Annotated in this window: 27 protein-coding genes; 15 read left to right on the plus strand and 12 right to left on the minus strand. The window is 71.0% G+C overall.

What is annotated here, in order from left to right; all coding sequences use genetic code 11:
- Window positions 1–178 precede the first annotated feature (178 nt).
- From AB0J66_RS40190 to AB0J66_RS40210, 5 genes are all read right to left on the minus strand, one after another.
- Window positions 179–955 (minus strand): polysaccharide deacetylase family protein, encoded by a 777-nt coding sequence (locus AB0J66_RS40190; RefSeq protein WP_364672465.1) that lies wholly within the window; start codon window positions 953–955, stop codon window positions 179–181.
- A 131-nt stretch (window positions 956–1,086) separates the two neighbouring features.
- The gene (locus AB0J66_RS40195) at window positions 1,087–1,494 is read right to left on the minus strand and encodes a roadblock/LC7 domain-containing protein (RefSeq protein WP_364672467.1); all 408 of its coding nucleotides are present in this window, start codon (window positions 1,492–1,494) and stop codon (window positions 1,087–1,089) included.
- A 25-nt stretch (window positions 1,495–1,519) separates the two neighbouring features.
- On the minus strand, window positions 1,520–2,344 hold the full coding sequence (locus AB0J66_RS40200; RefSeq protein WP_364672468.1) for a hypothetical protein: 825 nt from the start codon (window positions 2,342–2,344) through the stop codon (window positions 1,520–1,522).
- A complete protein-coding gene (locus AB0J66_RS40205; RefSeq protein WP_364672470.1) occupies window positions 2,341–2,796 on the minus strand; it encodes a hypothetical protein in 456 nt (151 codons plus the stop codon). Before AB0J66_RS40205 ends, AB0J66_RS40200 begins: the two co-directional genes overlap by 4 nt.
- Window positions 2,793–3,164 (minus strand): hypothetical protein, encoded by a 372-nt coding sequence (locus tag AB0J66_RS40210; protein WP_364672471.1) that lies wholly within the window; start codon window positions 3,162–3,164, stop codon window positions 2,793–2,795. Before AB0J66_RS40210 ends, AB0J66_RS40205 begins: the two co-directional genes overlap by 4 nt.
- Before the next feature lie 432 nt (window positions 3,165–3,596).
- Between AB0J66_RS40210 and AB0J66_RS40215 the strand changes: the two genes are divergently transcribed.
- The 10 genes from AB0J66_RS40215 to AB0J66_RS40260 all read left to right on the plus strand — a co-directional run bounded on the left by AB0J66_RS40215 (window position 3,597) and on the right by AB0J66_RS40260 (window position 14,051).
- Complete coding sequence (locus tag AB0J66_RS40215; protein WP_364672473.1) at window positions 3,597–5,627, plus strand: bifunctional aldolase/short-chain dehydrogenase; 2,031 nt, start codon at window positions 3,597–3,599, stop codon at window positions 5,625–5,627.
- Between the two features lie 7 nt (window positions 5,628–5,634).
- Window positions 5,635–6,987 (plus strand): rhamnulokinase family protein, encoded by a 1,353-nt coding sequence (locus AB0J66_RS40220; protein ID WP_364672474.1) that lies wholly within the window; start codon window positions 5,635–5,637, stop codon window positions 6,985–6,987.
- Window positions 6,988–6,997: 10 nt separating this feature from the next.
- Complete coding sequence (locus tag AB0J66_RS40225) at window positions 6,998–7,723, plus strand: (Fe-S)-binding protein (protein WP_364672476.1); 726 nt, start codon at window positions 6,998–7,000, stop codon at window positions 7,721–7,723.
- On the plus strand, window positions 7,720–9,150 hold the full coding sequence (locus AB0J66_RS40230) for a lactate utilization protein B (RefSeq protein WP_364672478.1): 1,431 nt from the start codon (window positions 7,720–7,722) through the stop codon (window positions 9,148–9,150). The genes AB0J66_RS40225 and AB0J66_RS40230 overlap by 4 nt, the downstream gene beginning before the upstream one ends.
- Window positions 9,147–9,719 (plus strand): LUD domain-containing protein, encoded by a 573-nt coding sequence (locus AB0J66_RS40235; RefSeq protein WP_364672480.1) that lies wholly within the window; start codon window positions 9,147–9,149, stop codon window positions 9,717–9,719. Before AB0J66_RS40230 ends, AB0J66_RS40235 begins: the two co-directional genes overlap by 4 nt.
- Entirely contained in the window at window positions 9,716–11,131 is a 1,416-nt protein-coding gene (locus AB0J66_RS40240; RefSeq protein ID WP_364672482.1) for an L-fucose/L-arabinose isomerase family protein, read from the plus strand. Before AB0J66_RS40235 ends, AB0J66_RS40240 begins: the two co-directional genes overlap by 4 nt.
- A gap of 31 nt (window positions 11,132–11,162) precedes the next feature.
- Window positions 11,163–11,951 carry an SAM-dependent methyltransferase gene (locus AB0J66_RS40245; RefSeq protein WP_364672483.1) on the plus strand — a complete coding sequence of 263 codons (789 nt, stop codon included), beginning with the start codon at window positions 11,163–11,165 and terminating at the stop codon, window positions 11,949–11,951.
- A gap of 9 nt (window positions 11,952–11,960) precedes the next feature.
- Window positions 11,961–12,521, plus strand: a complete 561-nt coding sequence (locus tag AB0J66_RS40250) for a DUF1707 domain-containing protein (protein WP_364672485.1) — start codon at window positions 11,961–11,963, stop codon at window positions 12,519–12,521.
- Between the two features lie 78 nt (window positions 12,522–12,599).
- Window positions 12,600–13,109, plus strand: coding sequence for a SigE family RNA polymerase sigma factor (locus AB0J66_RS40255; protein ID WP_364672487.1), 510 nt, complete (start codon window positions 12,600–12,602; stop codon window positions 13,107–13,109).
- A 3-nt stretch (window positions 13,110–13,112) separates the two neighbouring features.
- Window positions 13,113–14,051: a hypothetical protein gene (locus AB0J66_RS40260; RefSeq protein ID WP_364672488.1), complete on the plus strand. Its 939-nt coding sequence runs from the start codon at window positions 13,113–13,115 to the stop codon at window positions 14,049–14,051.
- Here AB0J66_RS40260 and AB0J66_RS40265 read toward each other — a convergent pair.
- Complete coding sequence (locus tag AB0J66_RS40265; protein ID WP_364672490.1) at window positions 14,048–15,703, minus strand: MDR family MFS transporter; 1,656 nt, start codon at window positions 15,701–15,703, stop codon at window positions 14,048–14,050. The two genes, AB0J66_RS40260 and AB0J66_RS40265, sit on opposite strands and share 4 nt — an antisense overlap.
- A 114-nt stretch (window positions 15,704–15,817) precedes the next feature.
- Here AB0J66_RS40265 and AB0J66_RS40270 point away from each other — a divergent pair, with 114 nt between their 5' ends.
- Complete coding sequence (locus AB0J66_RS40270) at window positions 15,818–16,327, plus strand: hypothetical protein (protein WP_364672492.1); 510 nt, start codon at window positions 15,818–15,820, stop codon at window positions 16,325–16,327.
- Between the two features lie 113 nt (window positions 16,328–16,440).
- On the opposite strand, the gene AB0J66_RS40275 is transcribed toward AB0J66_RS40270, so the two are convergent.
- Window positions 16,441–17,205 (minus strand): LamG-like jellyroll fold domain-containing protein, encoded by a 765-nt coding sequence (locus AB0J66_RS40275; RefSeq protein WP_364672494.1) that lies wholly within the window; start codon window positions 17,203–17,205, stop codon window positions 16,441–16,443.
- A gap of 205 nt (window positions 17,206–17,410) precedes the next feature.
- On the opposite strand from AB0J66_RS40275, the gene AB0J66_RS40280 reads away from it, so the two are divergent.
- Both AB0J66_RS40280 and AB0J66_RS40285 read left to right on the plus strand, forming a co-directional pair.
- Window positions 17,411–19,297, plus strand: a complete 1,887-nt coding sequence (locus AB0J66_RS40280) for an amino acid transporter (RefSeq protein WP_364672612.1) — start codon at window positions 17,411–17,413, stop codon at window positions 19,295–19,297.
- Window positions 19,298–19,316: 19 nt separating this feature from the next.
- On the plus strand, window positions 19,317–20,636 hold the full coding sequence (locus AB0J66_RS40285) for a M20/M25/M40 family metallo-hydrolase (protein WP_364672495.1): 1,320 nt from the start codon (window positions 19,317–19,319) through the stop codon (window positions 20,634–20,636).
- Here the strand turns inward: AB0J66_RS40285 and AB0J66_RS40290 are convergent.
- Window positions 20,587–21,438: a LysR family transcriptional regulator gene (locus tag AB0J66_RS40290; protein WP_364672497.1), complete on the minus strand. Its 852-nt coding sequence runs from the start codon at window positions 21,436–21,438 to the stop codon at window positions 20,587–20,589. The two genes, AB0J66_RS40285 and AB0J66_RS40290, sit on opposite strands and share 50 nt — an antisense overlap.
- Before the next feature lie 70 nt (window positions 21,439–21,508).
- On the opposite strand from AB0J66_RS40290, the gene AB0J66_RS40295 reads away from it, so the two are divergent.
- Window positions 21,509–22,180 (plus strand): SDR family NAD(P)-dependent oxidoreductase, encoded by a 672-nt coding sequence (locus AB0J66_RS40295; RefSeq protein WP_364672498.1) that lies wholly within the window; start codon window positions 21,509–21,511, stop codon window positions 22,178–22,180.
- Window positions 22,181–22,229: 49 nt separating this feature from the next.
- The gene (locus tag AB0J66_RS40300; RefSeq protein ID WP_364672500.1) at window positions 22,230–22,781 is read left to right on the plus strand and encodes an ABATE domain-containing protein; all 552 of its coding nucleotides are present in this window, start codon (window positions 22,230–22,232) and stop codon (window positions 22,779–22,781) included.
- On the opposite strand, the gene AB0J66_RS40305 is transcribed toward AB0J66_RS40300, so the two are convergent.
- From AB0J66_RS40305 to AB0J66_RS40320, 4 genes are all read right to left on the minus strand, one after another.
- Window positions 22,764–23,462, minus strand: coding sequence for a TIGR02569 family protein (locus tag AB0J66_RS40305; RefSeq protein WP_364672502.1), 699 nt, complete (start codon window positions 23,460–23,462; stop codon window positions 22,764–22,766). The two genes, AB0J66_RS40300 and AB0J66_RS40305, sit on opposite strands and share 18 nt — an antisense overlap.
- Window positions 23,463–23,614: 152 nt before the next feature.
- Window positions 23,615–24,127 carry a hypothetical protein gene (locus tag AB0J66_RS40310; protein WP_364672504.1) on the minus strand — a complete coding sequence of 171 codons (513 nt, stop codon included), beginning with the start codon at window positions 24,125–24,127 and terminating at the stop codon, window positions 23,615–23,617.
- A complete protein-coding gene (locus AB0J66_RS40315) occupies window positions 24,127–24,276 on the minus strand; it encodes a hypothetical protein (RefSeq protein WP_364672505.1) in 150 nt (49 codons plus the stop codon). Before AB0J66_RS40315 ends, AB0J66_RS40310 begins: the two co-directional genes overlap by 1 nt.
- A 62-nt stretch (window positions 24,277–24,338) precedes the next feature.
- Window positions 24,339–24,809 (minus strand): NUDIX domain-containing protein, encoded by a 471-nt coding sequence (locus AB0J66_RS40320; protein WP_364672507.1) that lies wholly within the window; start codon window positions 24,807–24,809, stop codon window positions 24,339–24,341.
- Window positions 24,810–24,812: the final 3 nt, after the last annotated feature.

Consider the following 24,812-nt stretch of genomic DNA (forward strand, 5'->3'; position numbering starts at 1 on the left):
CGGCTCGAAGCGCGGAGCTGGTAGCCCGGCCTCCGCCTTATCTAGCCGGCTCGAAGCGCGGAGCTGGTAGCCCGGCCTCCGCCTTATCTAGCCGGCTCGAAGCGCGGAGCTGGTAGCCCGGCCTCCGCCTTATCTAGCCGGCCCGAAGCGCGGGGCCGGTCGCCCGGCCTCACCCTATCTAGCCGGCCAGGAGCTCGGAGAGGGTGACGAAGCGGTAGCCCTGAGTGCGCAGGGTGGCGATCAGCGTGGGCAGGGCGTCCAGGGCGAGGAGCCGCCTTTTGTCGCCGGCGTCGTGGGCCAGGACGATGGCGCCGGGGCGCATGGTGTCGACCAGGTCGCGGGCCTGGGCGGTGGGATCGCCGGCGAATTTTCGCTCGCGCATCTGGTGCGACCACAGGGCGATGTCGTAGCCCATCGCATCGGCGGCCAGGACGGTCGATCCGCCGAGGTGGCCGTAGGGCGGGCGCAGCAGCTTGGTGTCGCGGCCGGTATGGCGCTTGATCGCCTCGTGGGTGCGTTCGAGCTCGCGGCGGGCGGCCGCCAGGTCCAATGTGGCCAGGTCGTCGTGCGACCAGGAGTGGTTGCCGACCTCGTGCCGGTCGAGGCGGCCGTGGACCAGGTCGGCGTGGGCCTCGAGGTGGCGGCCGACCATGAAGAACGTGGCCGGCGCGCGGGCCTCGTCCAGCACGTCGAGGAAGCGCGCGGTGTAGTCCGGCTGCGGGCCGTCGTCGAAGGTGAGCGCGACCAGCTTCTCGGTGGTCGGCCGGAAGTAGTGGATCTGGACGCCGCCGTTGGCCACCGCGCCGAGGTTGTCGGCGGCCGAGGCGTAGCCGCCGCCCAGTGGTGGCCGGTCCCAGCCGAGCCAATGCTTGATCTGGTCGCCGCCCGCGAAAGCCGTGGCGGCGCCGCCCGCGGCGAGCAGGGCGCCACGCAGTACCGCGCGCCGTGAAGCCATGAATCCCCCCATGAACAAGTCAGGGCTCAGCCTGGTTGATCATGGGAGGTCCGCGCCTCGGCCACCGGACTGGTTTCGCCGCCCGCGCCTATCGGCCGAAAGTGAGAGTCCTTGAGGTTTTGCCGGCGCCGTCAGTCGAAGGGGTGCGCGGTCTCGACGGTCTGCACATGCAGCAGGCGGCCCAGGCGGCCGGTGACCGGGCGGGCCTCCAGGTGGAGCCGGGCGATGTTCAGGCCGCTGTCGCCGATCACCGCGAGCAGGGCCAGTTCGCCGATCGCGTAGACCGACAGGTAGCCACCGCTGTTGCGGATCGTCACCTCCTGGAAGGTGCCCTGGCCCAGGGCCGCCCCGCAGGTACGGCTGATGCCGTGCGCGCCGGCGGCGAGGGCGGCGATGTCGTGAGGCTCGGTCGAGGACACCGTGTCGTGCAGGATCAGCAGGCCGTCGACGCCGGCGATGACGCAACCGCGTACACCGGTCACCTGGTGCCTGAGCGCGGCGAGCTCGCCCCGGACGGCCTGATATGGATCTGTTTGCACGTCTTTCTCCAGGAGGGGGAGCGGATCAGAGGAGGCGCAGGGCGCCCAGCACGCGGTCGAGGATGTCGTCGTCCGCGGTGTAGGGCCGGCCGAGCAGGCTGAACAGGTCGGGGGCGCTGCCCTCGTCCGGCGAGCCGGTCTCGGCCGGTTCGACCCGGTTGCGCCGGGGCAGTTCGCCCGGTGGCGGCACCGGCACCGGTGGGGCCGAAACGGGGGCGGAGCTGGTATACCCGGACTCGAAGGCGGCAACCTCCGGGTCCGCAACGACAAAAGCAGGCTCCGGCTCCGCGGCGCCAAAAGCCGGCTTCGCGGCGCCAAAAGCCGGCTCCGCGGTGACGAAGGCGGCAACCTCCGGCTCCGCGGCGACGAAAGCAGCAACCTCGGGGTCCGCGGTGAGGTCCGGGGCGACCTGAGCGGCCGCGATGGCCGGGGCGGGCGAGGGCGCGAGGACGGGGGCGGCCGCCTTGCGCGTCTCGTCCACCTGGCCGGCGTACGCCTTGATGAGCGACCCGAACTCGCGCCGGGCCATCGCCAGGTTGGCGCCGGCCCGGCGCAGCGTCAGATGGGCGACCAGCGGGGAGGTGCCGTCCTCGACCAGCCGCACCACATGGAACGCGTCGCTGCTGGTCAGCAGGACGTCACCGAGCTCGTCACCGGTCTCGCCCAGCATGACCATGCCGGCCGCGGCCGCGGCCAAGGTGACCACGGTCGCGGCCTGCTGCTCGTCGGGCGGGCCGCCGCCGGCCCACCACAGCACGCGGGGGCCGTCCGGATCGAGCAGCGAGACCGCGCTGGCGCCGGGGATGCCCAGGGCGTCCGCCAGCGGCGGCGGGTCCGTCGTTCGGGTCATCCCGCGAGGCCGGCGTCCAGCTGCTTCATGACGATCCGGGCCTGGGCCAGGAGCATGCCGGTGTTGGCCTGCCGGCGGCACACCACCACGGCGACGATGTCCTGGCTGACGGGGCTGCGCAGGAACACGTGCACCAGGTTGTCGCTGTGGACGAGGATCTCCTGGAAGTAGTGGTGATCGTCGTTGGGCACGCCGCGGCGCGCCTTCCAGATGTCCTCGATCATGGTCACGTTGCGGCCCTGGAACAGGTCGAACGTGGCCGCCGCGAGCAGGTCGAGCACCTCGCTGGGGTGGTCGTCGAGCGTGTCGACCGCGAGCAGCATGCCGGTGGACATGTCCACCAGGCCGCTGGCGATGCACTCCGGCACCTGCTGCCGGAACTGCCGGACCGCCTCGCTGACCAGCTGGGAGGTGCTGCGGACGCTCAGGCCGCTCTCGTCGAGGGCCGTCATACGTCGAGGTCCGCTTCGATCTTGCGGAGCTGGTGGCGGGCCAGACCGAGGTTGGCCCGGCTCTTGTTCAGCGCCAGGTAGAGGAAGAACGCCTCGTTGCCGCGGCCGTGGAGCAGCCGGATCAGGTGGTACTGCGAGTCGAGGGTGATCAGGACGTCCTCGATGCTGTCGGCCAGGCCGAGCATCTCGAGCGTGCGGACCTTGGCCCGGACCACGTCGGTGTTGCCGGCGGCGGCGACGTTCATGTCCATGTTCAGGCCGCCGCCCATGACGCCCAGGGTGAGGCCGCTGGTGTAGTCGACCAGGGCCACGCCGATGGCGCCCTCGATCGTCATGGCCTCTTTGAGGGAAGTCTCGATGTTCGCCACTTGTGTAGTCCTCCTAGAGCGAGCACCGGGGTCGCGCCGTCGACGGCGAGTGACGATGCCGGTGCTCGGGTGGGCTTTCGGGGCCAACAGTGACACGCGCGTGATTGCTCGAGCACTAAAGGAACGGCTAAAACTCCCAGGTCAACCCGAAGATCGTCGGGTCGTGAGTGGACGGCCCCGGACGGGGTCGTCCGATCGGTGTCAGAGAGATCGAATAGTGGGATGGACAGGCCCGAAAAGATGATCTTTGGGTGCGGTTCGATCGGGTAGAACGGCGCTCCGCCGGACATCCGGGACGACGGCCCCGGAGCGGGCTTTCGGGAACGTTTCAACTGTGATCTGTGTCTTGACCGCGATCGCTACCGGGCCGTAATGTGTCGGCAACGTCTGAAACGTTTCACGTGATCCTCCATACCCCTGGCGAAGGACACCATGACGAATCCCGCAGTGCGTGAGCTTCTGGAGCGCAGCAACCGGCTCGGCGCCGACCCGCGCAACACCAACTACGCCGGGGGGAACACCTCGGCCAAGGGCGCCGGGACCGACCCGGTCACCGGCGAGCCGGCCGAGCTGGTCTGGGTCAAGGGCTCCGGCGGCGACCTCGGCACGCTGACCGAGAAGGGCCTGGCCGTCCTGCGGCTCGACCGCCTCCGCGCGCTCACCGGGGTCTACCCGGGCGTCGAGCGCGAGGACGAGATGGTCGCCGCGTTCGACTACTGCCTGCACGGCCGCGGCGGTGCCGCTCCATCGATCGACACCGCGATGCATGGCCTGGTCGAGGCCCCGCACGTCGACCACCTGCACCCCGACTCGGGCATCGCGATCGCCACCGCGGCCGACGGCCCGGCGCTGACCAAGGAGATCTTCGGCGACAAGGTGCTGTGGGTGCCGTGGCGCCGGCCCGGCTTCCAGCTCGGCCTCGACATCGCCGCCGTGCAGCGGGCCAACCCGCAGGCCATCGGCGTGATCCTCGGCGGGCACGGCATCACCGCCTGGGGCGCCACCAGCGCCGAGTGCGAGGCCAACTCGCTCGAGATCATCAAGACGGCCGAGCGCTACCTGGCCGAGCACGGCCGCCCCAACCCGTTCGGCGACAAAAAGCACAATTCGCTCGCGGAGGAAACCCGGCGGGCAAGGGCGGCGGAGATCTTCCCCCACCTGCGCGGCCTGGCCTCCACCGACCGCCCCCAGGTCGGCCACTACACCGACAACGAGGTCGTCCTCGACTTCGTCAACAGCGAGCGGCTCGAAGAGCTCGGCGCCAAGGGCACTTCCTGCCCCGACCACTTCCTGCGGACGAAGGTCAAGCCACTCATCCTGGACACCGCGCCGGATGCGCCGCTCGAACAAATCATCCAACGGGCCAAGGAGCTGCACGCCGCCTACCGCGAGGACTACCAGGCCTACTACGACCGTCACGCCACCCCGGAGAGCCCGGCCATCCGCGGCGCCGACCCGGCGATCGTCCTGGTCCCCGGCATCGGCATGTTCTCCTTCGGGGCCAACAAGCAGACCGCCCGCGTCGCCGGCGAGTTCTACGTCAACGCGATCAACGTGATGCGCGGCGCCGAGTCGGTCTCCACCTACGCCCCGATCGACGAGTCGGAGAAGTTCCGCATCGAGTACTGGGCGCTGGAGGAGGCCAAGCTCCAGCGCATGCCGAAGCCGAAGCCCCTCGCGACCCGCATCGCCTACGTGACCGGCGGCGGCTCGGGCATCGGCCGCGCGATCGCGCTGCGGCTGGCCGCCGAGGGCGCCGTCGTGGTCGTGGCCGATCGCGACTTCGAGGCGGCCCGGAACGTGGCCGCCGAGATCGGTGGGGCGGACGCCGCGATCGCCGTCGCGGCCGATGTGACCAGCGCCGACGCCATCGCCGCCTCGCTGCGGGACAGCGTGCTGGCCTTCGGCGGGGTCGACCTGGTGGTCAACAACGCCGGCCTGAGCATCTCCAAGCCGCTGCTGGAGACGACCGAGGCCGACTGGGACCTGCAGCACGACGTGATGGCCAAGGGCTCGTTCCTGGTCTCCCGGGAGGCCGCGCGCATCCTGATCGCGCAGGGCATGGGCGGCGACATCGTCTACATCTCCAGTAAGAACTCGTTGTTCGCGGGCCCGAACAACGTCGCCTACGGCGCCACCAAGGCCGACCAGGCCCACCAGGTACGCCTCCTGGCGGCCGAGCTCGGGGCGTACGGCGTCCGGGTCAACGGCATCAACCCCGACGGCGTCGTCCGCGGCTCGGGCATCTTCGCCGGTGGCTGGGGCGCTAAGCGGGCCGCCGTCTACGGCGTGCCGGAGGAGAAGCTGGGCGAGTACTACGCGCAGCGGACCCTGCTCAAGCGCGAGGTGCTGCCGGAGCACGTGGCCAACGCGGTCTTCGTCCTGACCGGCGGCGACCTGACCCACACGACCGGCCTGCACATCCCCGTGGACGCCGGCGTCGCCGCGGCGTTCCTCCGGTGACGGAAAGATGACGAAAAGCTTCGCCGCGGTCGACCTCGGCGCCTCGTCCGGGCGCGTCATGGTCGGCCGCGTCGGCCCCAGCGAGATCAAGCTGACCGAGGCGCACCGGTTCGCCAACGAGCCCGTCCGGACGAAGTCCTTGAACTGGGACATTCTCGCGCTTTACCGGGGTGTCCTGGAGGGCCTGAAACGGGCCGGCCCGGTCGAGAGCATCGGCATCGACTCGTGGGCGGTCGACTACGGCTTCCTCGACGCCACCGGTGAGCTGTTGGGCAACCCGGTGCACTACCGCGACGCCCGCACCGACGGCGTTCCCGAGCGGATCGCCGAGAAGATCGACGACGAGCGGCTGTACGAGATCACCGGTCTGCAGAAGCTGCCGTTCAACACGATCTACCAGCTCGCCGCCGCGCAGGGCACCCCGCAGTACGAGGCCGCCCGCCAGCTGCTGCTCATCCCCGACCTGCTCGCGTACTGGCTGACCGGCGAGCCCGGCGCCGAGTACACCAACGCCTCGACCACCGAGCTGGTCGACGTCCGCACCCGCGACTGGTCGGCGCCCCTGATCACCGAGCTCGGCCTGCGGCCTTCGCTCTTCCCGGCGGTCCGTCACCCCGGGTCGGTCATCGGCGACTTCGGCGGTACGCGGGTAGTGGCGGTCGGCTCGCACGACACCGCCTCGGCCGTGGTCGGAGTGCCGGCGGCCGGCGGCAACTTCGCGTACATCTCCTGTGGCACCTGGTCCTTAGTGGGTCTGGAACTGCCGGCGCCGGTGCTCAGCGCGGCGTCGCGCGCGGCCAACTTCACCAACGAGGGCGGCGTCGACGGCACGATCCGTTACCTGCGCAACGTGATGGGGCTGTGGCCGCTCCAGGAGTGCATGCGCGAGTGGGGCTCGCCGGACATCACCGAGCTGCTACGGGCCGCCTCCCGGGAGAAGGCGTTCGCGGCCGTCGTCGACCTCGACGACCCGGTCTTCCTACCGCCCGGCAACATGGCCGGCCGGCTCGTGAAGGCGGCCGGGCTGCCCGCGGACGCGAGCCCGGCCGTGCTCACCCGGTGCATCGTGGACAGTCTGGCGCTGGCCCACAAGCGCGCGGTCGAGCAGGCCCAGGAGCTCTCCGGCCGGCACGTCGACGCGGTGCACATCGTCGGCGGCGGCGCCCGCAACGAGCTGCTCTGCCAGCTCACCGCGGACGCCTGCGGACTGCCGGTGCTGGCCGGCCCGGTCGAGGCCACCGCGCTGGGCAACCTGCTGGTGCAGGCCCGTGCGGCCGGTGTCATCGACGGCGACCTGACGGCGCTGCGGTCGGTGCTGCGGTCGACCCAGCAGATCGTGCGCTACGAGCCGAGCAGGTAAGGAGGCCCCGGTGCGGATCGCGCTGTTCGCCACGTGCCTGGCCGACACGATGTTCCCGGCCGCGGCCAAGGCGACCGTCCTGCTGCTGGAGCGGCTGGGTCACGAGGTCGTCTTCCCCGAGGCGCAGACCTGCTGCGGCCAGATGCACATCAACACCGGCTACCAGAAAGAGGCACTGCCGCTGGTGCGGCGCTATGTGCGGACCTTCGAGCCGTACGACGTCGTGGTGGCCCCGTCCGGCAGCTGCACCGGCTCGATCCGGCACCAGCACAAGATGGTGGCCGCCGCGGCCGGCGACAAGGGCCTGGCCGCGGGCGCGGAAGAGGTCGCGAGCCGGACGTACGAGCTGTCCGAACTGCTGATCGACGTGCTGAAGGTCGAGGACGTGGGCGCGTACTACCCGCACCGGGTCACCTACCACCCGACGTGTCACTCGCTGCGGATGCTGCGGGTGGGGGACCGGCCGCTGCGGTTGCTGCGCCACGTGCGAGGGCTCCACCTGGTCGAGCTGCCGGCGGCCGAACAGTGCTGCGGGTTCGGCGGCACGTTCGCGGTGAAGAACGCCGACACGTCGACGGCGATGCTGGCCGACAAGATGCGGCACGTCCTCGACACGGGCGCCGACGTCTGCACGGCCGGCGACACGTCGTGCCTCATGCACATCGGCGGCGGGCTCTCCCGCCTGCGCGCGGGAGTGAAAACGGTGCACCTGGCGGAGATTCTGGCCTCATCATGACGACCTTTCTCGGTATGCCCCTCGCCCACGCGCCGCGCGGGGTGGGAAACCTGCGCGGCGACGAGCCGTTCCCGGTCGCGGCCCGCACGGCCCTGGCCGACTCGCAGCTGCGGCGCAACCTCCAGCACGCCACGACGACGATCCGCGGCAAGTCGGGCCGGGTCATCGCCGAGCTGCCCGACTGGCAGGAGCTCCGGGCCGCGGGTTCGGCGCTGAAGGCGTACAGCATGGCGAATTTGCCTTTCTTGTTGGAACAGCTCGAGGAGAAGGTGACCGCGGCCGGCGGCGTCGTGCACTGGGCGGCCGATGCGGCCGAGGCCAACCGGATCGTCACCGGCCTCGTCCGCGCCACCGGCGAGCAACGGGTCATCAAGGTCAAGTCGATGGCGACCCAGGAGATCGGGCTCAACGAGGCCCTCGAACAGGCCGGGATCACCCCGGTCGAGACCGACCTGGCCGAGCTGATCGTGCAGCTCGGCGACGACAGGCCCAGCCACATCCTGGTGCCGGCGATCCACCGCAACCGCGCGGAGATCCGCGAGATCTTCCTGCGGGCCATGCCCGGCGTCGACCCGGCGCTCACCGACGACCCGCCGGCGCTGGCCGCGGCCGCCCGCCGCTACCTGCGCGAGACGTTCCTGACCACCAAGGTCGCGATCTCCGGGGCCAACTTCGGCGTGGCCGAGACGGGCACCCTCACCGTGGTCGAGTCCGAGGGCAACGGGCGGATGTGCCTGACCCGGCCCGACACCTTGATCACCGTGATGGGCATCGAGAAGGTCGTGCCGACGTGGCAGGACCTCGAGGTGTTCCTGCAACTGCTGCCGCGGGCGTCGACCGGCGAGCGGATGAACCCGTACACGTCCATGTGGCACGGCGTGACGCCGGGCGACGGCCCGCAGAACTTCCACCTCGTGCTCCTCGACAACGGGCGCTCGGCCGTCCTGGCCGACGAGGTGGGCCGCTCCGCGCTGCACTGCATCCGCTGCTCGGCCTGCCTCAACGTGTGCCCCGTGTACGAGCGGACGGGCGGGCACGCGTACGGCTCGGTCTATCCCGGGCCCATCGGGGCCGTGCTGTCGCCCCAGCTCACCGGGGTCGAGGACAACGCCTCCCTGCCGTACGCGTCTTCGCTGTGCGGGGCCTGCTTCGACGCGTGCCCGGTGAAAATCGACATTCCGTCGATCCTGGTGCACCTGCGGAACCAGGTGCCCCACCCGGCGGCCGAGAAAGCGGTGATGGCCGCCGCGGCGTACACCATGGACAGACCGCGGCTGTACGCCCGTGCGCAGCGGGCCGCGAAGTTCGCCAAGCTCGTCGGCCGGCGCGGCCGTGGTCTGCCACCGCCGCTGAACGGCTGGTCGGCCGCCCGCGACCTGCCGGCGCCGCCCGACGAGAGCTTCCGTGACTGGTGGCGGGGCCGATGAGCAGCAAGGACCTGATCCTGGGGCGGGTGCGGGCGGCGCTGGCCGACAAACCGCCGGCACCTCCGATCCCGCGCGGCTACCGCCGATCGTTTCCGCCGGCCGACCTCGACCTGCTCATCGAGCGGCTCGTCGACTACAAGGCGGTGGTCCATCGCAGCGCCGATCTACCGGCCACCATCCGTTCGATCGCCGGCGCCGGCGCGCTGGTCGTACCACCCGGTCTGCCGGCGGAATGGCTGCCGCCGGAGATTCGCCTGGTGGACGTCGAAAGCGCCGATGGCGTGGTGACCGGAGCGGCCGTGGCGATCGCCGAGACCGGGACCATCGTGCTCGACGCCTCGCCCGATCAAGGGCGGCGGATCCTCACGCTCCTGCCCGACCTGCACATCTGCGTGCTGCGGCCCGATCAGGTCGTCGCGTCCGTGCCCGAGGCGATCGCCCGCCTCGACCCCACGCGGCCGCTGACCTGGATCAGCGGGCCGTCGGCGACCAGCGACATCGAGCTCAGCCGGGTCGAAGGGGTGCACGGCCCCCGCCACCTGCACGTCATCCTCTGGGAGGTTTTGTGATTCTCGAACCCAAGGCTCGCCGCAAGGTCCGCATCGGCCTGGTCGCGGGCGGGCTGGGCACGTACTGGCCGCAGTTTCCCGGCCTCCTCCCGCAGCTGGAGGAGTCCGCCCGCTATGTGAGCGAACGCTTCCAGGAGATGGACGCGTCGGTGACGGACGTCGGCTTCATCTCGGATGCCACCGACGGCGCGCGGGCGGCCGAGGAGCTGCGTCAAGCCGACTGCGACCTCATCGTGCTGTTCCTGACGACCTACCTGACCTCCTCGATGGTGCTGCCGATCGCCCAGCGGGCCAACACACCGGTCCTGGTCATCGACCTGCAGCCGACCGAGCGGATGGATCACGCCACCTTCGACACCGGGGCCTGGCTGGCCTACTGCGGGCAGTGCCCGGTGCCCGAGGTGGGCAACCTGTTCCGCCGGGCCGGTATCCCGTTCCGGTCGGTCACCGGCTGGCTGCGGCAGGAGGCGGCCTGGCAGCGGATCGGCCGCTGGATCGAGGCGGCCCGGATCCGGGCCGCGCTGCGCACCGCCCGCCACGGCCTCATGGGCCACCTCTACCCGGGCATGCTCGACGTCTCGACCGACCTCACGCTGCTGCCGGCCACCTTCGGCTCGCACGTCGAGGTGCTCGAGTTCGATGACCTGCGCGAACGGGTGGCCACGGTCACCGACGACGAGGTGGCCGAGCGCAAGGAGCTCGCCCGCAAGATCTTCACGCTGGACGAGTCGGTGAACGACGACGACTTCTCCTGGGGCGCCCGTGTCTCGGTCGGCCTCGACCGCCTCGCCGACGACTTCGACCTGGACAGCCTGGCCTACTACCACCGCGGCCTGAACGGCGAGCAGCACGAGCGGCTCGGCGCCGGCATGATCCTGGGCGCCTCGCTGCTCACCGCCCGCGGCATCCCCACCACCGGCGAGTACGAGCTGCGGACCACCGTGGCTCAGCTGGCCACCCAGGTGGCCGGGGCCGGCGGGTCGTTCTGCGAGATCCAGGCGCTCAACTTCACCGACGACGTGGTCGAGATGGGCCACGACGGGCCGGCCCACCTCGCCGTCAGCTCCCGGCAGCCGCTGCTCCGCGGTCTCGGCGTCTACCACGGCAAACGCGGCTGGGGCGTGAGCGTCGAGTTCGACGTACGGCACGGGCCCGTGACCCTGCTCGGACTCGGCCAGGACCGGGACGGCTCGCTGTCGTTCATCGCGGCCGAGGGCACCGTGGTCGACGGCCCGCTGCTGGCCATCGGCAACACGACCAGCCGGGTCGACTTCGGCCGCGACCCCGGCGAGTGGGTCGACGACTGGAGCGCCTCCGGCGTCGGGCACCACTGGTCGCTGTCGCTCGGCCACCGCGCCGCTGACTACAAGGCGGCCGCGAGTCTGCTGGGAATCGACTTCCGGCAGGTCTGACACCGGCTCCACTGTGGATTAGGGTGTCGTCATGGTCGACGACACCCGCGTCCACTCCGCCCGCCGGTACAACTACTGGCTCGGTGGCAAGGACAACTTCGCCGTCGACCGCGAGTCGGGCGACATGATCGCCGCCGCCTTCCCCGGCGTCCGCATCACCGCCCGGGAGAACCGCGGCTTCCTCCGCCGCGCGGTGACCCACCTGGCCGGCGAGGCCGGGATCCGCCAGTTCCTCGACATCGGCACCGGCCTGCCCACCGCCGACAACACCCACGAGGTGGCCCAGCGCGTCGCCCCGACGAGCCGGGTCGTCTACGTCGACAACGACCCGATGGTGCTGGTGCACGCCCGCGCCCTGCTGACCAGCGCCCCCGAGGGCCGCACCCACTACCTCGAGGCCGACCTGCGCTCCCCCGAGAAGATCCTGGCCGACCCCGCGGTCCGCGAGGTGCTCGACCTCGACCAGCCGGTCGCCCTGATGCTCATCGCGGTGCTGCACTTCGTGCGGGACGACGCGGAGGCGGCCGAGATCGTCCGCATCCTGATGGACGCCCTGCCCACCGGCAGCTACCTGGCGCTGAGCCACGCCACCACCGACTTCACCGACGCCGCCGGGCGGGCCCGCTACCTCGCGATGATCGACGCCGGCCAGGTCGACGCGTACCCGCGCACCGCCGGCGACCTCGCCGCCATCGTCGAGGGCCTCGAAGTGCTCGATCCGGGCTTCGTCGCGGTCAGCGAGTGGCGCCCCGAGGACGACAGCCCTCGCCCGGATGCCGCCGACGTCGCCATCTACGGCGTACTGGCCCGCAAGTCCTAAGATCCGACCGTGACCACACCGATGCGGGTTCCGCCGTCCGAGCCCGAGCGTGAGCGCGCCGCCGAGCTGCTGCAGCGAGCGTGCGGCGACGGGCGGCTCACCCTCGAGGAGTTCAGCGTCCGGGTCGGCGCGGTCTGGGCCGCCGAGGACGCCGACGAGCTGGCCCGGGCCACCGAGGGCCTCGCCACCACCCCGATCGTCGGCTCGTCGCGCACCGTCGACCGGGTCATCACCATCTTCAGCGAGAACAAGCGCAAGGGCCGCTGGCGCCTGCGCGACGCCGGCCTCTCGATCCGCACGCTCTTCGGCTCGACCGTGCTCGACCTGCGCGAGATCGCCACCGACCAGTCGATCATCGAGATCACCGGCAGCGTCACCTTCGGCGAGCTCAAGCTGATCGTCCCCGAGGGCGTCGAGGTCGACCTGACCGGCGCGGCGGTCTTCTCCTCCCGCCAGCTGCACCTGGCCCGGGTGCCCCGGGTGCCCGGCACTCCTGAGGTTCGCGTGCATATCACCACGTGGTTCAGCTCGGTCGAGGTAGTTTCCAAGAGGTACGCGCTCCCTCAGTAACGCTCCCTCCGCAGAAAAACGGATCTTCGTGACAACGTCCGGGCCGGTGCGGGTGTCTTTCCCCGTGTGACGACCGTAATGAAGCACCGACCAGCCGGGACGGCGAGCGGCGCGGAGCAGGATTTCCGGGTGTTCGTCCAGGGGATCGCCGCATCGCTGCACCGCACGGCCTTCCTGCTGTGCGGGGACTGGTACCTGGCCGACGACCTGGTCCAGGAGGCTCTGGCCAAGGCCTACAGCCACTGGCGCAAGGTCCAGCGAGCCGACAACCCGTCCGCGTACGTACGGCGAATCCTGATCAACGAGGCCCGCCGCCACTGGCGCCGGGCCCGGCCCGCCGACTTCACCGACATGTCGGAGATGGCCACTCCGGACCTCTCGGACGGCGTGGTGAAACGCGCCGACCTGCTCCGGGCCCTCCAGGAGCTGCCGCTGCGGCAGCGGGCGACGGTCGTTCTGCGGTTCCTCGAGGGGCTCAGCGAGCGGGAGACCGCCGCCGCCCTGAAGTGCAGCGAGGGCACCGTCAAGAGCCAGACGAGCCGGGCGTTGATCAAGCTCAAATCCGTTCTGAACCAGGGAGAGCACTGAACCATGTCGAACGACAACCTCAGCACCGCGCTCAAGAACATCGTCGGCGACCGCCCGTACACCCCTGACTTCGACCAGATCGAGGACCGCGGCCGCAAACTGCGCCACCGCCGCACCGCGTGGCGGGCCGGCGCCGCCGGCGGGTTCGCGGTGGCCGCGATCGCCGCGGTCGCCGTGGCCACCAGCAGCACCGGTGTGCAGACCCCGCCGCGGGACATCGCCGCTCCCGGCTCGGCCACCAGCGTGGCCGCCCAGCCCCCGCTGGTCCAGCTCGTCGGCTACCTGACCACCGCCGAGAAGCCGGCCGGCGACGCGACGCTCGTGCTGCGCGACACCGACGGCATCAAGGTCTACGACCTGTGGGCCGACAACGGCGACTACTACTTCGCCAAGACCCGGGCCGGGCTCCCGGCCCAGGTCAAGGGCGGAAAGAACCGCGGCGAGGAGGGCTACCGCAAGGCGGTGGCGGCGGCGAGACTGGCCGCGAAGGGCGACCTGACCGCCGCCCGCAAGCAGATGATCGGCGCGTGGGCGCCGAAGGGCACGGTGCTGCCGACCGACGCCCCGGGCGCCGTGACGCTGGTGCCGGGCAAGCTGCCCGCCGACAAGGGCAAGAAGTACAAGTCGAACCTGGCCGACAACTGGGTCTGGAACAACTCGATGGACGCGCTCAAGGCCGGGGCGGGCGACCCGGCGGTCCGGGCCGGCGTGCTGCGGCTGCTCAACCAGATGTCCGAGGTCAAGGTCACCGACGGTACGGCCGGCGGCCAGGCCGTCCTGCACCTGACCGCCGGTGAGCCGGCCATGTCGGGCACCCCGCAGACGCTGACCATCGACGCCAAGACCGGCGTCCCGATCAGCCTGGCCGAGGGCGACCAGGTCGGCGTCACCTACACGGTGTCGCGCGTGAGCCTGGACGACGTGGCCAAGGGCTCGTTCTAGCGGGTGGCCGGGGCCGGCCCGTCCGCCGGCCTCGGCGCCTCCGCTTCCTCCGCCGCGCGGGCGGCCAGGCCCGATTGGGTGCGCAGGGGGATCTGCGGGAGGAACAGGAAGATCACGAAGGCCACGACGATGATCGCGGCGGCGGCCATGAAGATCATGTCCATGGACTGGGAGAAGCCGTGCTTGAACGGGTAGGCGACGGCGGCGCTCACGCCGTTCAGGAATGACGTGTCGTTGAGGGCGGCGCCGCTGTGCAGGGCCTCGGCCACGGCCCGGTTGGCCGGATCGGCCAGCGCCTCCTGGAAAACGCGGCCTTCCGCCCGTACGGCCGCCTGGATCTTGTCTCCCACGGTCGAGAAGAGCAGCGACAGGAAGAGCGCGGTGCCGGCCGTCGCCCCCATCTGGCGGAAGAAGGTGGCCGACGAGGTGGCCACGCCGATCTCCCGGGCCGACATCGCGTTCTGCACGGCCAGGGTGATCGGCTGCAGGATCAGGCCGAGGCCCAGACCGAGAACGGCCATGAAGACGCCGGTACGCCAGAACGGGGTCCCCACGCCGACCGTGCTCAACAGCCACATGCCGACCGCGGCCAGCACGCTCCCCACCACGGGGAAGACCTTGTAACGGCCCGTACGGCTGATGAGCTGGCCCGAGATGATCGAGCCGACCATGAGCCCCAGGGTCAGCGGCAGCAGCTGCAGCCCCGACTCGGTGGGCGTGGCGCCCCGGACGATCTGCAGGTAGAGCGGCAGCACGGCCAGACCGCCGAACATGCCCAGGCCGACGATGAAGCCACCGATCGCGGTCAGGCTGAACGTCCGGTTCCGGAAGAACCGCAGCGGGATCAGCGCGTCCTCACCCATCCGGCGCTGATCGAGCACGAAGAGCAGCAGGCCGACGGCGCCGATGGCGTAGCAGGCGTACGCCCGGCCCGAGTCCCAGCCCCAGGAGCGGCCCTGCTCGGCGATGGTCAGCAGCGGCACCAGCGCGACACAGAGCCAGGCCGCGCCCCACCAGTCGATCCGGTGCTCCCGCCGCTCCTGCTGCAACCGCAGGACCTTGGCCACCACGATCAGCGCGACGATGCCGATCGGCACGTTGACCAGGAACACCCAGCGCCAGCCGGTGATGCCGAGGATCTGGTCGGCCCCGGCGAAGAAACCACCGATGACCGGGCCCAGCACGCTCGACGTGCCGAAGACGGCCAGGAAGTAACCCTGGTAGCGGGCCCGCTCCCGGGCCGGGACGATGTCACCGATGATGGCCAGGGCCAGCGAGAACAACCCACCGGCGCCGAGACCCTGGAAGGCCCGGTACGCCGCGAGCTCGTACATCGACTGGGCGAACGAACAAGCCGCCGACCCCACCACGAAGATCGTGATGGCGGCCAGGAAGAACCGCTTGCGACCGTAGATGTCGGAGAGCTTGCCGTACAGCGGGGTGGAGATCGTCGACGTGATCAGGTAAGCCGTGGTGACCCAGGCCTGGGCGCTCAGCCCGTGCAGATCGTCGCCGATCGTCCGGATCGCCGAGGCGACGATCGTCTGATCCAGCGAGGCCAGCAACAGGCCGAGCATCAGCCCGCCGAGCACCTGCAGCACCTGACGATGGGTGAGATCAACACCCGGCGGTTGATTGGCAGTGGCGGTCATCGGTCCCCCCAGCTAGGTCGACACCGTCCGTCTACCCCCGCGTGGCCGGAGCTTAGCGTTCGCGAGAGCGCGGTCACCTGCGACGCCCGTCACCCTGATAGCCTCCGCCGCGCTATGGAACTACACCGTGACACCGGCAAGATGCTGCGCACCGCCATCTTCCTGACCGCGTTCGGCGCCCTCGGGGTCGCCCTGCCCACGCTGATCGGCCTGATCGGCTACGAGTTCCGGCTCGGCCCGTGGCTGATCTACATCCTCGGCGGCATCGTTCTGCTGGGCGGCCTGATCAACCTCTACTCGGTGCTGCGCCGCCCCTTCCGCCTGGCCGTCGAGGGCACCGTGCTGATCGTCCGAAGTGGTGGCCTGAAGGCCGACATCCCCTGGGAATCCCTCGACGCCATCACCATCGAACGCGCCCACTTCCTCGACCCGCCCGCCGCCCCGCACGTCATCGTCTGGCCGGCCCCCGGCGTCAACCTCGGCTCCAGCTCCACCTACCGCCGCAAGAACGACGACCGAACCGGCTACCTGATCATCCAGACCGACGACCTGCGCGAGCCTTACCCCGAGGTGGCCGCCTTCTTCCACCGCTTCGCCGGCCACAAATTCACCGTCCCGGCCTGAGGCAGTTGCCCTCCATGGCCGTCGACGATCAATGCTGGCCCGGTGATCGCGGACCTGTTGGGAGAAGCTGTCGCCTCGGTGCGGTCTCGGTGGGCGGCCACCACAGGGACGAGTCAGCTGATTTCGACCCAGACCTCGTCGAGGGTGCCCTGGAACTGGTCGTTGTCGGCGAAGGAGCCCTTGCCGCCGATGCTGAAGGGGAGGCGGTTGTGGACCGTGAGGTCGGTGGGGATGGTGGTCTCGCCGCGTAGGGTGCCGTCGACCAGGATGGTGAGGTGCGGGCCGGAGCGGCGGCACTCCAAGGTGTGCCAGCGGTTGTCGGCGACGCTGGTGGCGGCCAGGGCGGCGTGGATCTGCGGGCGGCGGTCGTCGACGAAGACGCAGCTGGGGCGGCCGGCCAGGCCGTCGATCTGGAGTTTGTACTGGCTGCCCTGGCGGGAGAAGCCCTTCTGCAGGATGTTCTCGCCCTTGGTGGTCTCGTCGGAGGCCAGGCGGACGGCGGCGCCGTAGCGGATCGGGCGGCGGCCCGGGTTGAGTTCGGCGGCCACGGCGCGGAGGGCGATGCGGGGGCAGGGCTCGTTGTGGCACGGGGGCGGGAAGGCCAGGGCGCGGCCGCCGTTGTGGGCGACCGTGGTGAAGGTGCCGCCGTAACGGCTCACCGGGCTGAGGTCGATGCCGCGGCCGGACATGTCGGCCAGCGGGGACGGGCCGTCGAAGGTGTAGCGCACGCCGGCCTTGGCGGGCTTGACGGCGGCAGGCTTGACGGCGGCAGGGGTCGAGGCGGCGGCGGGGTCGGTGACGGTGGGTGGGGAAGCCGCGGCGGGAGTGACAGCGGCCAGAGCCAGGACCAGGGCGCAGAGCGCCAAGCGTGTGTACATGTTTGTCAGCCGGCCGGCGGCGCGGTGGTGCCGGGCGCGCAGGGGCAGGCGCCGGCGACGAGGGACATACGCACGCCGAGCTAACGGACGGCGCGCCGAGAAGGATGCGCGCCTTTTTGACGCGTTATTAACGCGTGCTCGTGGGAGCCGCCGGTCACCCGGTGGAACCATTTCGCGGGTGACGACCACGGGGTTCCGGGACTGGATGCTGTCCGGATTGAACGACACCGCGAAGCACCATGAGGGCCCGCACGGCGTACCGGCCGATCCGGAGGAAAAGCCGCACTCGTGGTGGAAGGTGATGTGCCTGACCGGCGTGGACTATTTCTCCACGCTGGGTTACCAGCCGGGCATCGCGGCGCTGGCCGCCGGCGTGCTGTCGCCGGTCGCGACGTTGGTGCTGGTGCTGGTGACGTTGCTGGGGGCGCTGCCGATCTACCGCCGGGTGGCGGCGGACAGCCCGAACGGCGAGGGCTCCATCGCGATGCTGATGAAGCTGCTCTCGTTCTGGAAGGGCAAGCTGTTCGTCCTTGTGCTGCTCGGCTTTGCCGCGACCGACTTCATCATCACGATCACGCTGTCGGCGGCCGACGCGACCGCGCACATCGACGAGAACCCGTACCTGCCCAGCTCTTTGCACGGCCACGAAGTGGTCGTGACCTTGCTGTTGGTGGCGTTGCTGGGCGGGGTCTTCATCAAGGGGTTCACCGAGGCCATCGGCATCGCGGTCGGGTTGGTCGGCGTCTACCTGGTGCTCAACGTGGTCGTCATCGCGGACGGGTTGTGGGAGGTGGTGACGCATCCGCACGCGGTGACCGACTGGACGACCGCGCTGACCACGCAGCACGGCAACCCGGTGCTCGTGATCGGGATCGCGCTGCTGGTGTTCCCGAAGCTGGCGCTCGGGCTCTCCGGCTTCGAGACCGGTGTCGCGGTGATGCCGCACATCAAGGGTGACCGGCAAGGACGCATTCGCGGGGCGAAGCGGCTGCTCACCACGGCCGCGGTCATCATGAGCGTGTTCCTGCTGACCAGCAGCGCGGTGACGACGGTGCTGATCCCGCAGTCGGAGTTCGAGTCGGGCGGCGAGGCCAACGGGCGGGCCCTGGCCTTCCTGGCCCACGAGAACCTCGGAAATGCTTTCGGGACCGTGTACGACGTGTCGACCATCGCCATTCTCTGGTTCGCCGGCGCGTCGGCGATGGCCGGCCTGCTCAACCTCGTGCCGCGGTACCTGCCGCGGTTCGGCATGGCGCCCGGCTGGGCCCGGGCCGTACGCCCGCTGGTGCTGGTCTTCACCGGCACCGCATTCCTGATCACCTGGATCTTCGACGCGGACGTGGACGCGCAGGGCGGCGCCTACGCCACCGGCGTGCTCGTGCTGATCACCTCGGCGGCGGTCGCGGTGACCCTGTCGGCGCATCGCCGGCGGCAGCGCAAGCGCACGATCGCCTTCGGCGTCATCGCGGTCCTGTTCGTCTACACGACCATCGCCAACGTGGTCGAGCGGCCGGACGGCGTGAAGATCGCCGCCTGTTTCATCGCGGCCATCCTGGTCGTGTCGTTCCTGTCCCGGCTGTTCCGGGCATTCGACCTGCGGGTCACCGACATCGAGGCCGACGAGACCGCGCTCGGTTTCCTGCGGGACTGCCAACGCCGGCAGATCCGGCTGATCGCCAACGAGCCCGGCCGCCGGGACAGCCGCGAGTACAGCGACAAGATCGCCCAGATCCTGGCCGACAACGACATGGCCGACGACCGGGACGTCATCTTCGTCGAGGTCACCGTGCAGGACGCCTCCGACTTCGAGACCGAGCTGCGGGTGACCGGCGAGCTGCTGCACCACCGGTACAAGGTGATGCGGGTGACCAGCTCGTCGGTGCCGAGCGCGCTGGCCGCGCTGCTGCTCTGGATCCGGGACACGACCGGGCGGCGGCCGCACATCTACTTCGAGTGGACCGAGGGCAACCCGGTGGCCAACTTCGTGCGCTACCTGGCGTTCGGGCAGGGCGAGGTGGCCCCGGTGACCCGCGAGATGCTGCGCCGGGCCGAGCACGACCGCAACCGGCGACCGCACGTGCACGTCGGTTGAGAGAAGGGATGATGGTCGGATGAGCCGGCTCGAGTCCTTCCGCGACCTGCTCCGCATCCCGACCGTCTCGTCGCGCGAGCCGGGCGAGCAGGACGACGCCGCCTTCGAGGCGTTCCACGAGGCCTTGCGGCGGCACTTCCCGCTGCTGCACGACAAGCTCGAGCGGGTCCGGATCGGTCCGCACGGCCTGCTCTTCCACTGGCCCGGCGCCTCCGCCGGGCGGCCGGTGGTGCTGATGGCCCACATCGACGTGGTGCCGGTCGAGGGCGGGTGGACCCATCCACCGTTCGACGCGGTCGTCGCCGACGGCGTCATCTGGGGCCGCGGCACCCTTGACTGCAAGGCCAGCCTCACCGCCATCTGCCAGGCCGTGGAGGACCTGCTGGCCGACGGTCACACCCCGGCCCAGGACGTGTGGCTGTCGTTCGGCTCCGACGAGGAGGTGGCCGGCGTGACGGCCGGGCTCGCCGTCGACGAGCTGCGCCGCCGGGGCGTACAGCCATGGTTCGTCCTGGACGAGGGCGGCGCCGTGGCCCGTGGCGTGCTGCCCGGCGTCCCCGTGCCGGTGGCGGCGATCGGCGTCACCGAGAAGGGCGTCGCCTCGATCGAGCTCAGCGTCGAGGGCCGGGGCGGGCACGCGTCGACGCCGGCGCCGATGGGCCCGACCGCGCGGCTGGCCCGGGCCATCACCCGCCTCGACCGCTCGCCGATGCCGGCCACCACGCCTGATGTGGTGGTCGAGTTTCTGCGCCGCGTTTCCCAGCACGCCACCGGCCCGATCGGGCTCGCCCTGCGCGGCGCCGTCCGGTCCCGCCCGGTGCTCACCCGGCTGCTCCTGGCGGCCGGTCCGGAGGCGGCGGCGATGGTACGCACGACCTTCGCGGTCACCACGCTCAGCGGCTCCCCGGCCCTGAACGTCGTGGCCTCGACCGCGACCGCCGGCGTCAACATCCGCATCCTGGTCGGCGACACCATGGCGGGCGCGATCGCCCACGTCCGCAAGGTCATCCGGGACAGCAAGGTCACGATCAACGTGATCCATGACGGGGAGCCGTCACCGCGGTCACCCGTGGACGACGCGTTCCAGCTGATCGAGGCGGTCACGGTGGAGCATTTTCCCCAGGCCGTGCCGGCGCCGTACGTGATGATGGCCGCCACCGACGCCCGGCGGTTCACGGCGATCTGCGAACGGGTCTACCGCTTCACGCCGTTCGAGATGACCAAGAAGCAGCGTGAGGCGCTCCACTCCTACGACGAGCACATCACGGTCGACGCGTACCTGGCCGGGATCAAGTGGTACCGCTCGCTGCTGGAGAAACTGCCTGCCGGGCCGCGTTGACAAAGGCTGCCACCTCGCGCGAGCGGCTGCTCTCGGCCCAGGCCAGGACCAGCGTGGCCGGGACGGCGTCGAGCACCGGGCGGTAGACGACGCCCCGATGCGGCCGTTGCGAGGCCGACTCGGAGACCAGCGCGACCGCCCGGCCCAGCGCCACCAGCTGCATCAGCTCGCTGACGTCACCGACCCGCGGGCCCGGCCCCGGGTGGGCCGCCTCGGGGAACTGCGGCAGCTCCTCGCCGGCCAGGTCGGCCATGTGCAGAGCCTCGCGGGCGGCCAGGGGATGGCTCTCGGCCAGCGCCACCACCCGACCCTCCACGGCCAGCTCCTCGCTGGCCAGGCCGCGCAGGTCGTTCTGCGGGTGATGCAGCAGGCCGACGTCGGCCCGGCCGTCGCGCAGCATCGCCGCCCGGTCGCTGATCGAGAAGGCGAACTCCACCGGCAGGGCGCCCGGGCACTGCTCGTACGCGGTGAGGATGCGCGGCAGCAGCCCGGCGTCCCCACCCGGCTTCATCGTCAGCACGAGACGCGCCCGGGGCCCGGCCCGCTGAGCCCGTCGGGCGGCCGCGGCCACCGCGTCGAGCGCGGCCCGGCCCTCGGCCAGCAGCACCTCACCGGCCGGGGTCAGGGTGCTGCCATGACTCGTACGGTCAAGAAGCGCGACCCCCAGTCGATGCTCGAGCCGCCGGATGGCCCGTGACAGCGGCGGCTGGGCCATGCCCAGACGCTCCGCGGCCCGCCCGAAGTGCAGCTCCTCGGCCACGGCGACGAAGTACCGCAGCTCGCGGGTCTCCACGTCCTCCATACCCGTAGGGTATCGCCCCCGGACCCGATCGATCTTGGGCCTTGGGTGCGCCCGGTGGTCCGATGGAGGCATGACCGACACAAGAATCGCCCTGGTCACGGGCGCGAGCCGGGGAATCGGCGCGGCCATCGCCCGCGGCCTGACCGCCCGTGGAATGACCGTTGTCGCGGCTTCCCGGGCCGACCTCGACGTCACCGACGACACTTCCGTTCGTGAAGCCGCGGCTTCGCTCGAGTCCCGTCACGGCCGCCTCGACGTCCTGGTCAACAACGCCGGCATCTCCGGCGGACGCGAGGGCCAGACCCCCGGCGCGATCGACCTCGCGGTGATCCGCGCCGTCTACGAGACCAACCTGTTCGGCGTCATCCGGGTCACCGAGGCGTTCCTGCCGCTGCTGCGCAAGTCGGCCGACCCGCGCATCGTCAACGTCTCCAGCGGCACGGCCTCCCTGCACTGGAACACCGACCCGGCCCACAACTTCGCCGCCCGCGGCGCCATCGCCGGCTACCCGTCGTCGAAGGCCGCCCTCAACATGGTCACCGTGCAGTACGCCAAGGCGTTCCCCGGCATCTCGATCAACGCCATGGCCCCCGGCGCCTGCGGCACCGATTTCGCCAAGGACCTGGGTCTCAGTCTTGACCGTACGGCCGAGGACGGCGCCGCCATCGCGCTGCGGCTGGCCACTATGGACAAGCCGCCGACCGCCGCCTTCCTGCAGGACGACGGCCCGGTGCCATGGTGAGTTCTGATCAGGCCGGCCGGGCGCGGTAACCCGGCTTCGGGGTGGTCTGGTGGTCGAGGCGGGTGGCCGGGCCACCGCCCAGCCCACCGAATACCTGCACACCTACGCCGACCTGGCCGCCTGGTCCGCGTTCGCCGGCCTGATCGACGTCGCCGACCTGCGGGGCCGCGAGTCGGCGGCGGCCCTGCGGACCGCGCTGAGCCTGCGCGAGGCGATCTTCGAGGTCTTCACGGCGATCGGCCGTGGCGAACCCCCGCCGGTCGCCGCCCTCGACGAGATCCGGCAGCGCTACGCCGAGGCCACCGCCGCGGCCGAGCTCGTTCCGGCCGCCGACGGAACGTTCACCTGGCACTTCACCGGCGACAACCCCGACCGCGCGTGGTGGCCGCTCAGCACCGACGCCGTACGGCTGCTCACCACCGGCCCCCTGGACCGGGTCAAGGTCTGCGCCGCCGAGGCCGACTGCATCGGCCTGTTCCTCGACACGAGCAAGAACCGAAGCCGCCGCTGGTGCACGATGGACGGCTGCGGCGTCGAGGCCAAGGTCCAGCGCCAGGCCCGCCGCCGCAAAGCCGTCCGCGCTTCACAGACCGAGGGCTGAGGCGGCGACCTCGTACCGGCGGGCTTCGTCCCGTACGTCGACTTCGGGACCGCGCTCGTTGGTCGTGGCCATCCGGAACAGCAGGGCCCGCGCCACCGCCGACGCCGGCACGCCGACCGTCTCCCCCAGCGACGACGGCGCGCCGTGCCAGCAGAGCGCGTCCGCCACGACGACACCCTCGGCGTAGGCGGGCGGCCGCCAATAAGGCGAGATGTCGATGACGGCCGGCGCCAGCCCGGCCGCGAACAACACGTTCTGCGTCAGGTCGGCGTGCACGAGCTGCGAAGGCCCCAACGGCTCCAGCGCCACCGCCAGCCGCCGCGCCACTACGGCGAACTCGGGCCGGAAGCGGGCCGGCCGCTCACCCCACGCCACCCGATCCGCCAGCGCCCACCAGTCCCGGCGCGCATCGAGAAAGGCCGGCCGGCCGAGATGTGCGACCGCCCGGTGAAACGCGCGGCCCGCGGCCAGAATCGCCTCCCACGTCGCCACCGAGGAGTAGTCGGGCTCCGTCCCCTCGACCCACCGCGTCGCCGTCCAGCCCTGCACGACCCAGGCGCCGTCACCCGCGCCAACCGGCGACGCCAGCCGGAAACCCGCACAAGCCACCTCGGCCAACGCGCCGGCCAGCCACTCGGCTGAGTCGCCACCCTCCGGCTTGAGCACCAGATCCCCCGCCACCCACGAGGTCCCTGCCCACCGGCCAGCGGCCGAACCGGCCCGTCGACACCGAACGCGCGCAGAACGGTCAAGGGCGGCTGACGTGTCGACACCGGACGCACGATAGCCGCAGTCATCCGGCGGCGGCTGTCCCTGATCGCCCGGCGGTGTCCTTACCCGGACAGCGTCGACGCCCGGCTGTTGCCGTTACGGTGGGCGGGCGTGGCGGGCGGCGCCGACCGGCTGGGGCTCAAGGCGCTGGTCCGGTCCACGCCGATCTGCAGGTCGAGAAGGTGATCCTGAGCGTTGCGGGCGGCGTCCAGGGCGGCTCGGATCAGCTCGTGCCGCTGCTTCCAGCGCATCGCCGGGTCGGCGTCCTGATCGAAGCGTTCGGCCAGCCACTCGGCGTGCACCAGATAGCAGTGCACGAGCGGCTGGCCGTAGTAGTAGCTCATCTGCTTCGACGTCATCTGGAACGGTCGCAGGAAGACCACACTGAGGAAGCTGCTCAACCCCGCCCCGACCGCGGTCAACGTGCCCGCGGTGATCTGCGCCGCGAGGCCCTCGACCGACAACACCGTGGTGGCGCCGACCAACAGCACGAACAGCCCGGCCGCCGCCGACCCGAGGCAGGCCAAATAGGACGTGCGCGACTGGTCGATCGCCACGGCGACGAACCGGTCCATCAGCCGGACGACACCACCGTCGGCCCGGCCGCCGCGGCCGCGAACACAGCGCCCAGCACCCAGGCCGTCCGCCCCGCGCGCTGCTCGTCGCGGTGGACTACTTGTTCCAAGGTCTCTTGGCTCATCAGCCATGGTGAGGTGTCAGACATTCACCGAATGATGCCATTCGTCCTCGTCACTCTCAGTCAGATCGAGGACCGGGACGATGTTGTCATTGGTCGAACCAGGGCTTGGCTGACGGGTCGAGGGCGAGGGCGAGGCAGCGGGCCTGGTGTGGGGGCAGGGGTGGTACGTCGGCCGGGTCGAACCAGGCGACTTCGGTGGACTCGTCGTCGTTGACGTGAGGCTCGCCGGAGACGGCGCGGCACTGGAGGCCGACGGTGAGCCAGTGGATCTGGTCGCCGTTGGGGGCTACGGACAGGTCGAGGGCTTCCACGGACAGCAGGCGCTCGGCGGTGACGTGGATGCCGGTTTCCTCGTGGACCTCGCGGAGGGCGCCGGCGGCCGGCTGCTCGCCGGGCTCGAGGCAGCCGGTGGTCAGGGCCCAGTCGTGGGTGTCCGAGCGACGGACGAGCAGGACCCGGTCGCTCGGGTCGAGCACGACCGCGATCACCCCGGGGAGGGGGAGCGGGTCGTGCCCGATCTTGGCGCGGAGGGCGAGGACGAATTCCGGGATCGGCATGAC

It is taken from the genome of Actinoplanes sp. NPDC049598 (assembly GCF_040675435.1).
Taxonomy (GTDB): Bacteria; Actinomycetota; Actinomycetes; order Mycobacteriales; family Micromonosporaceae; genus Actinoplanes.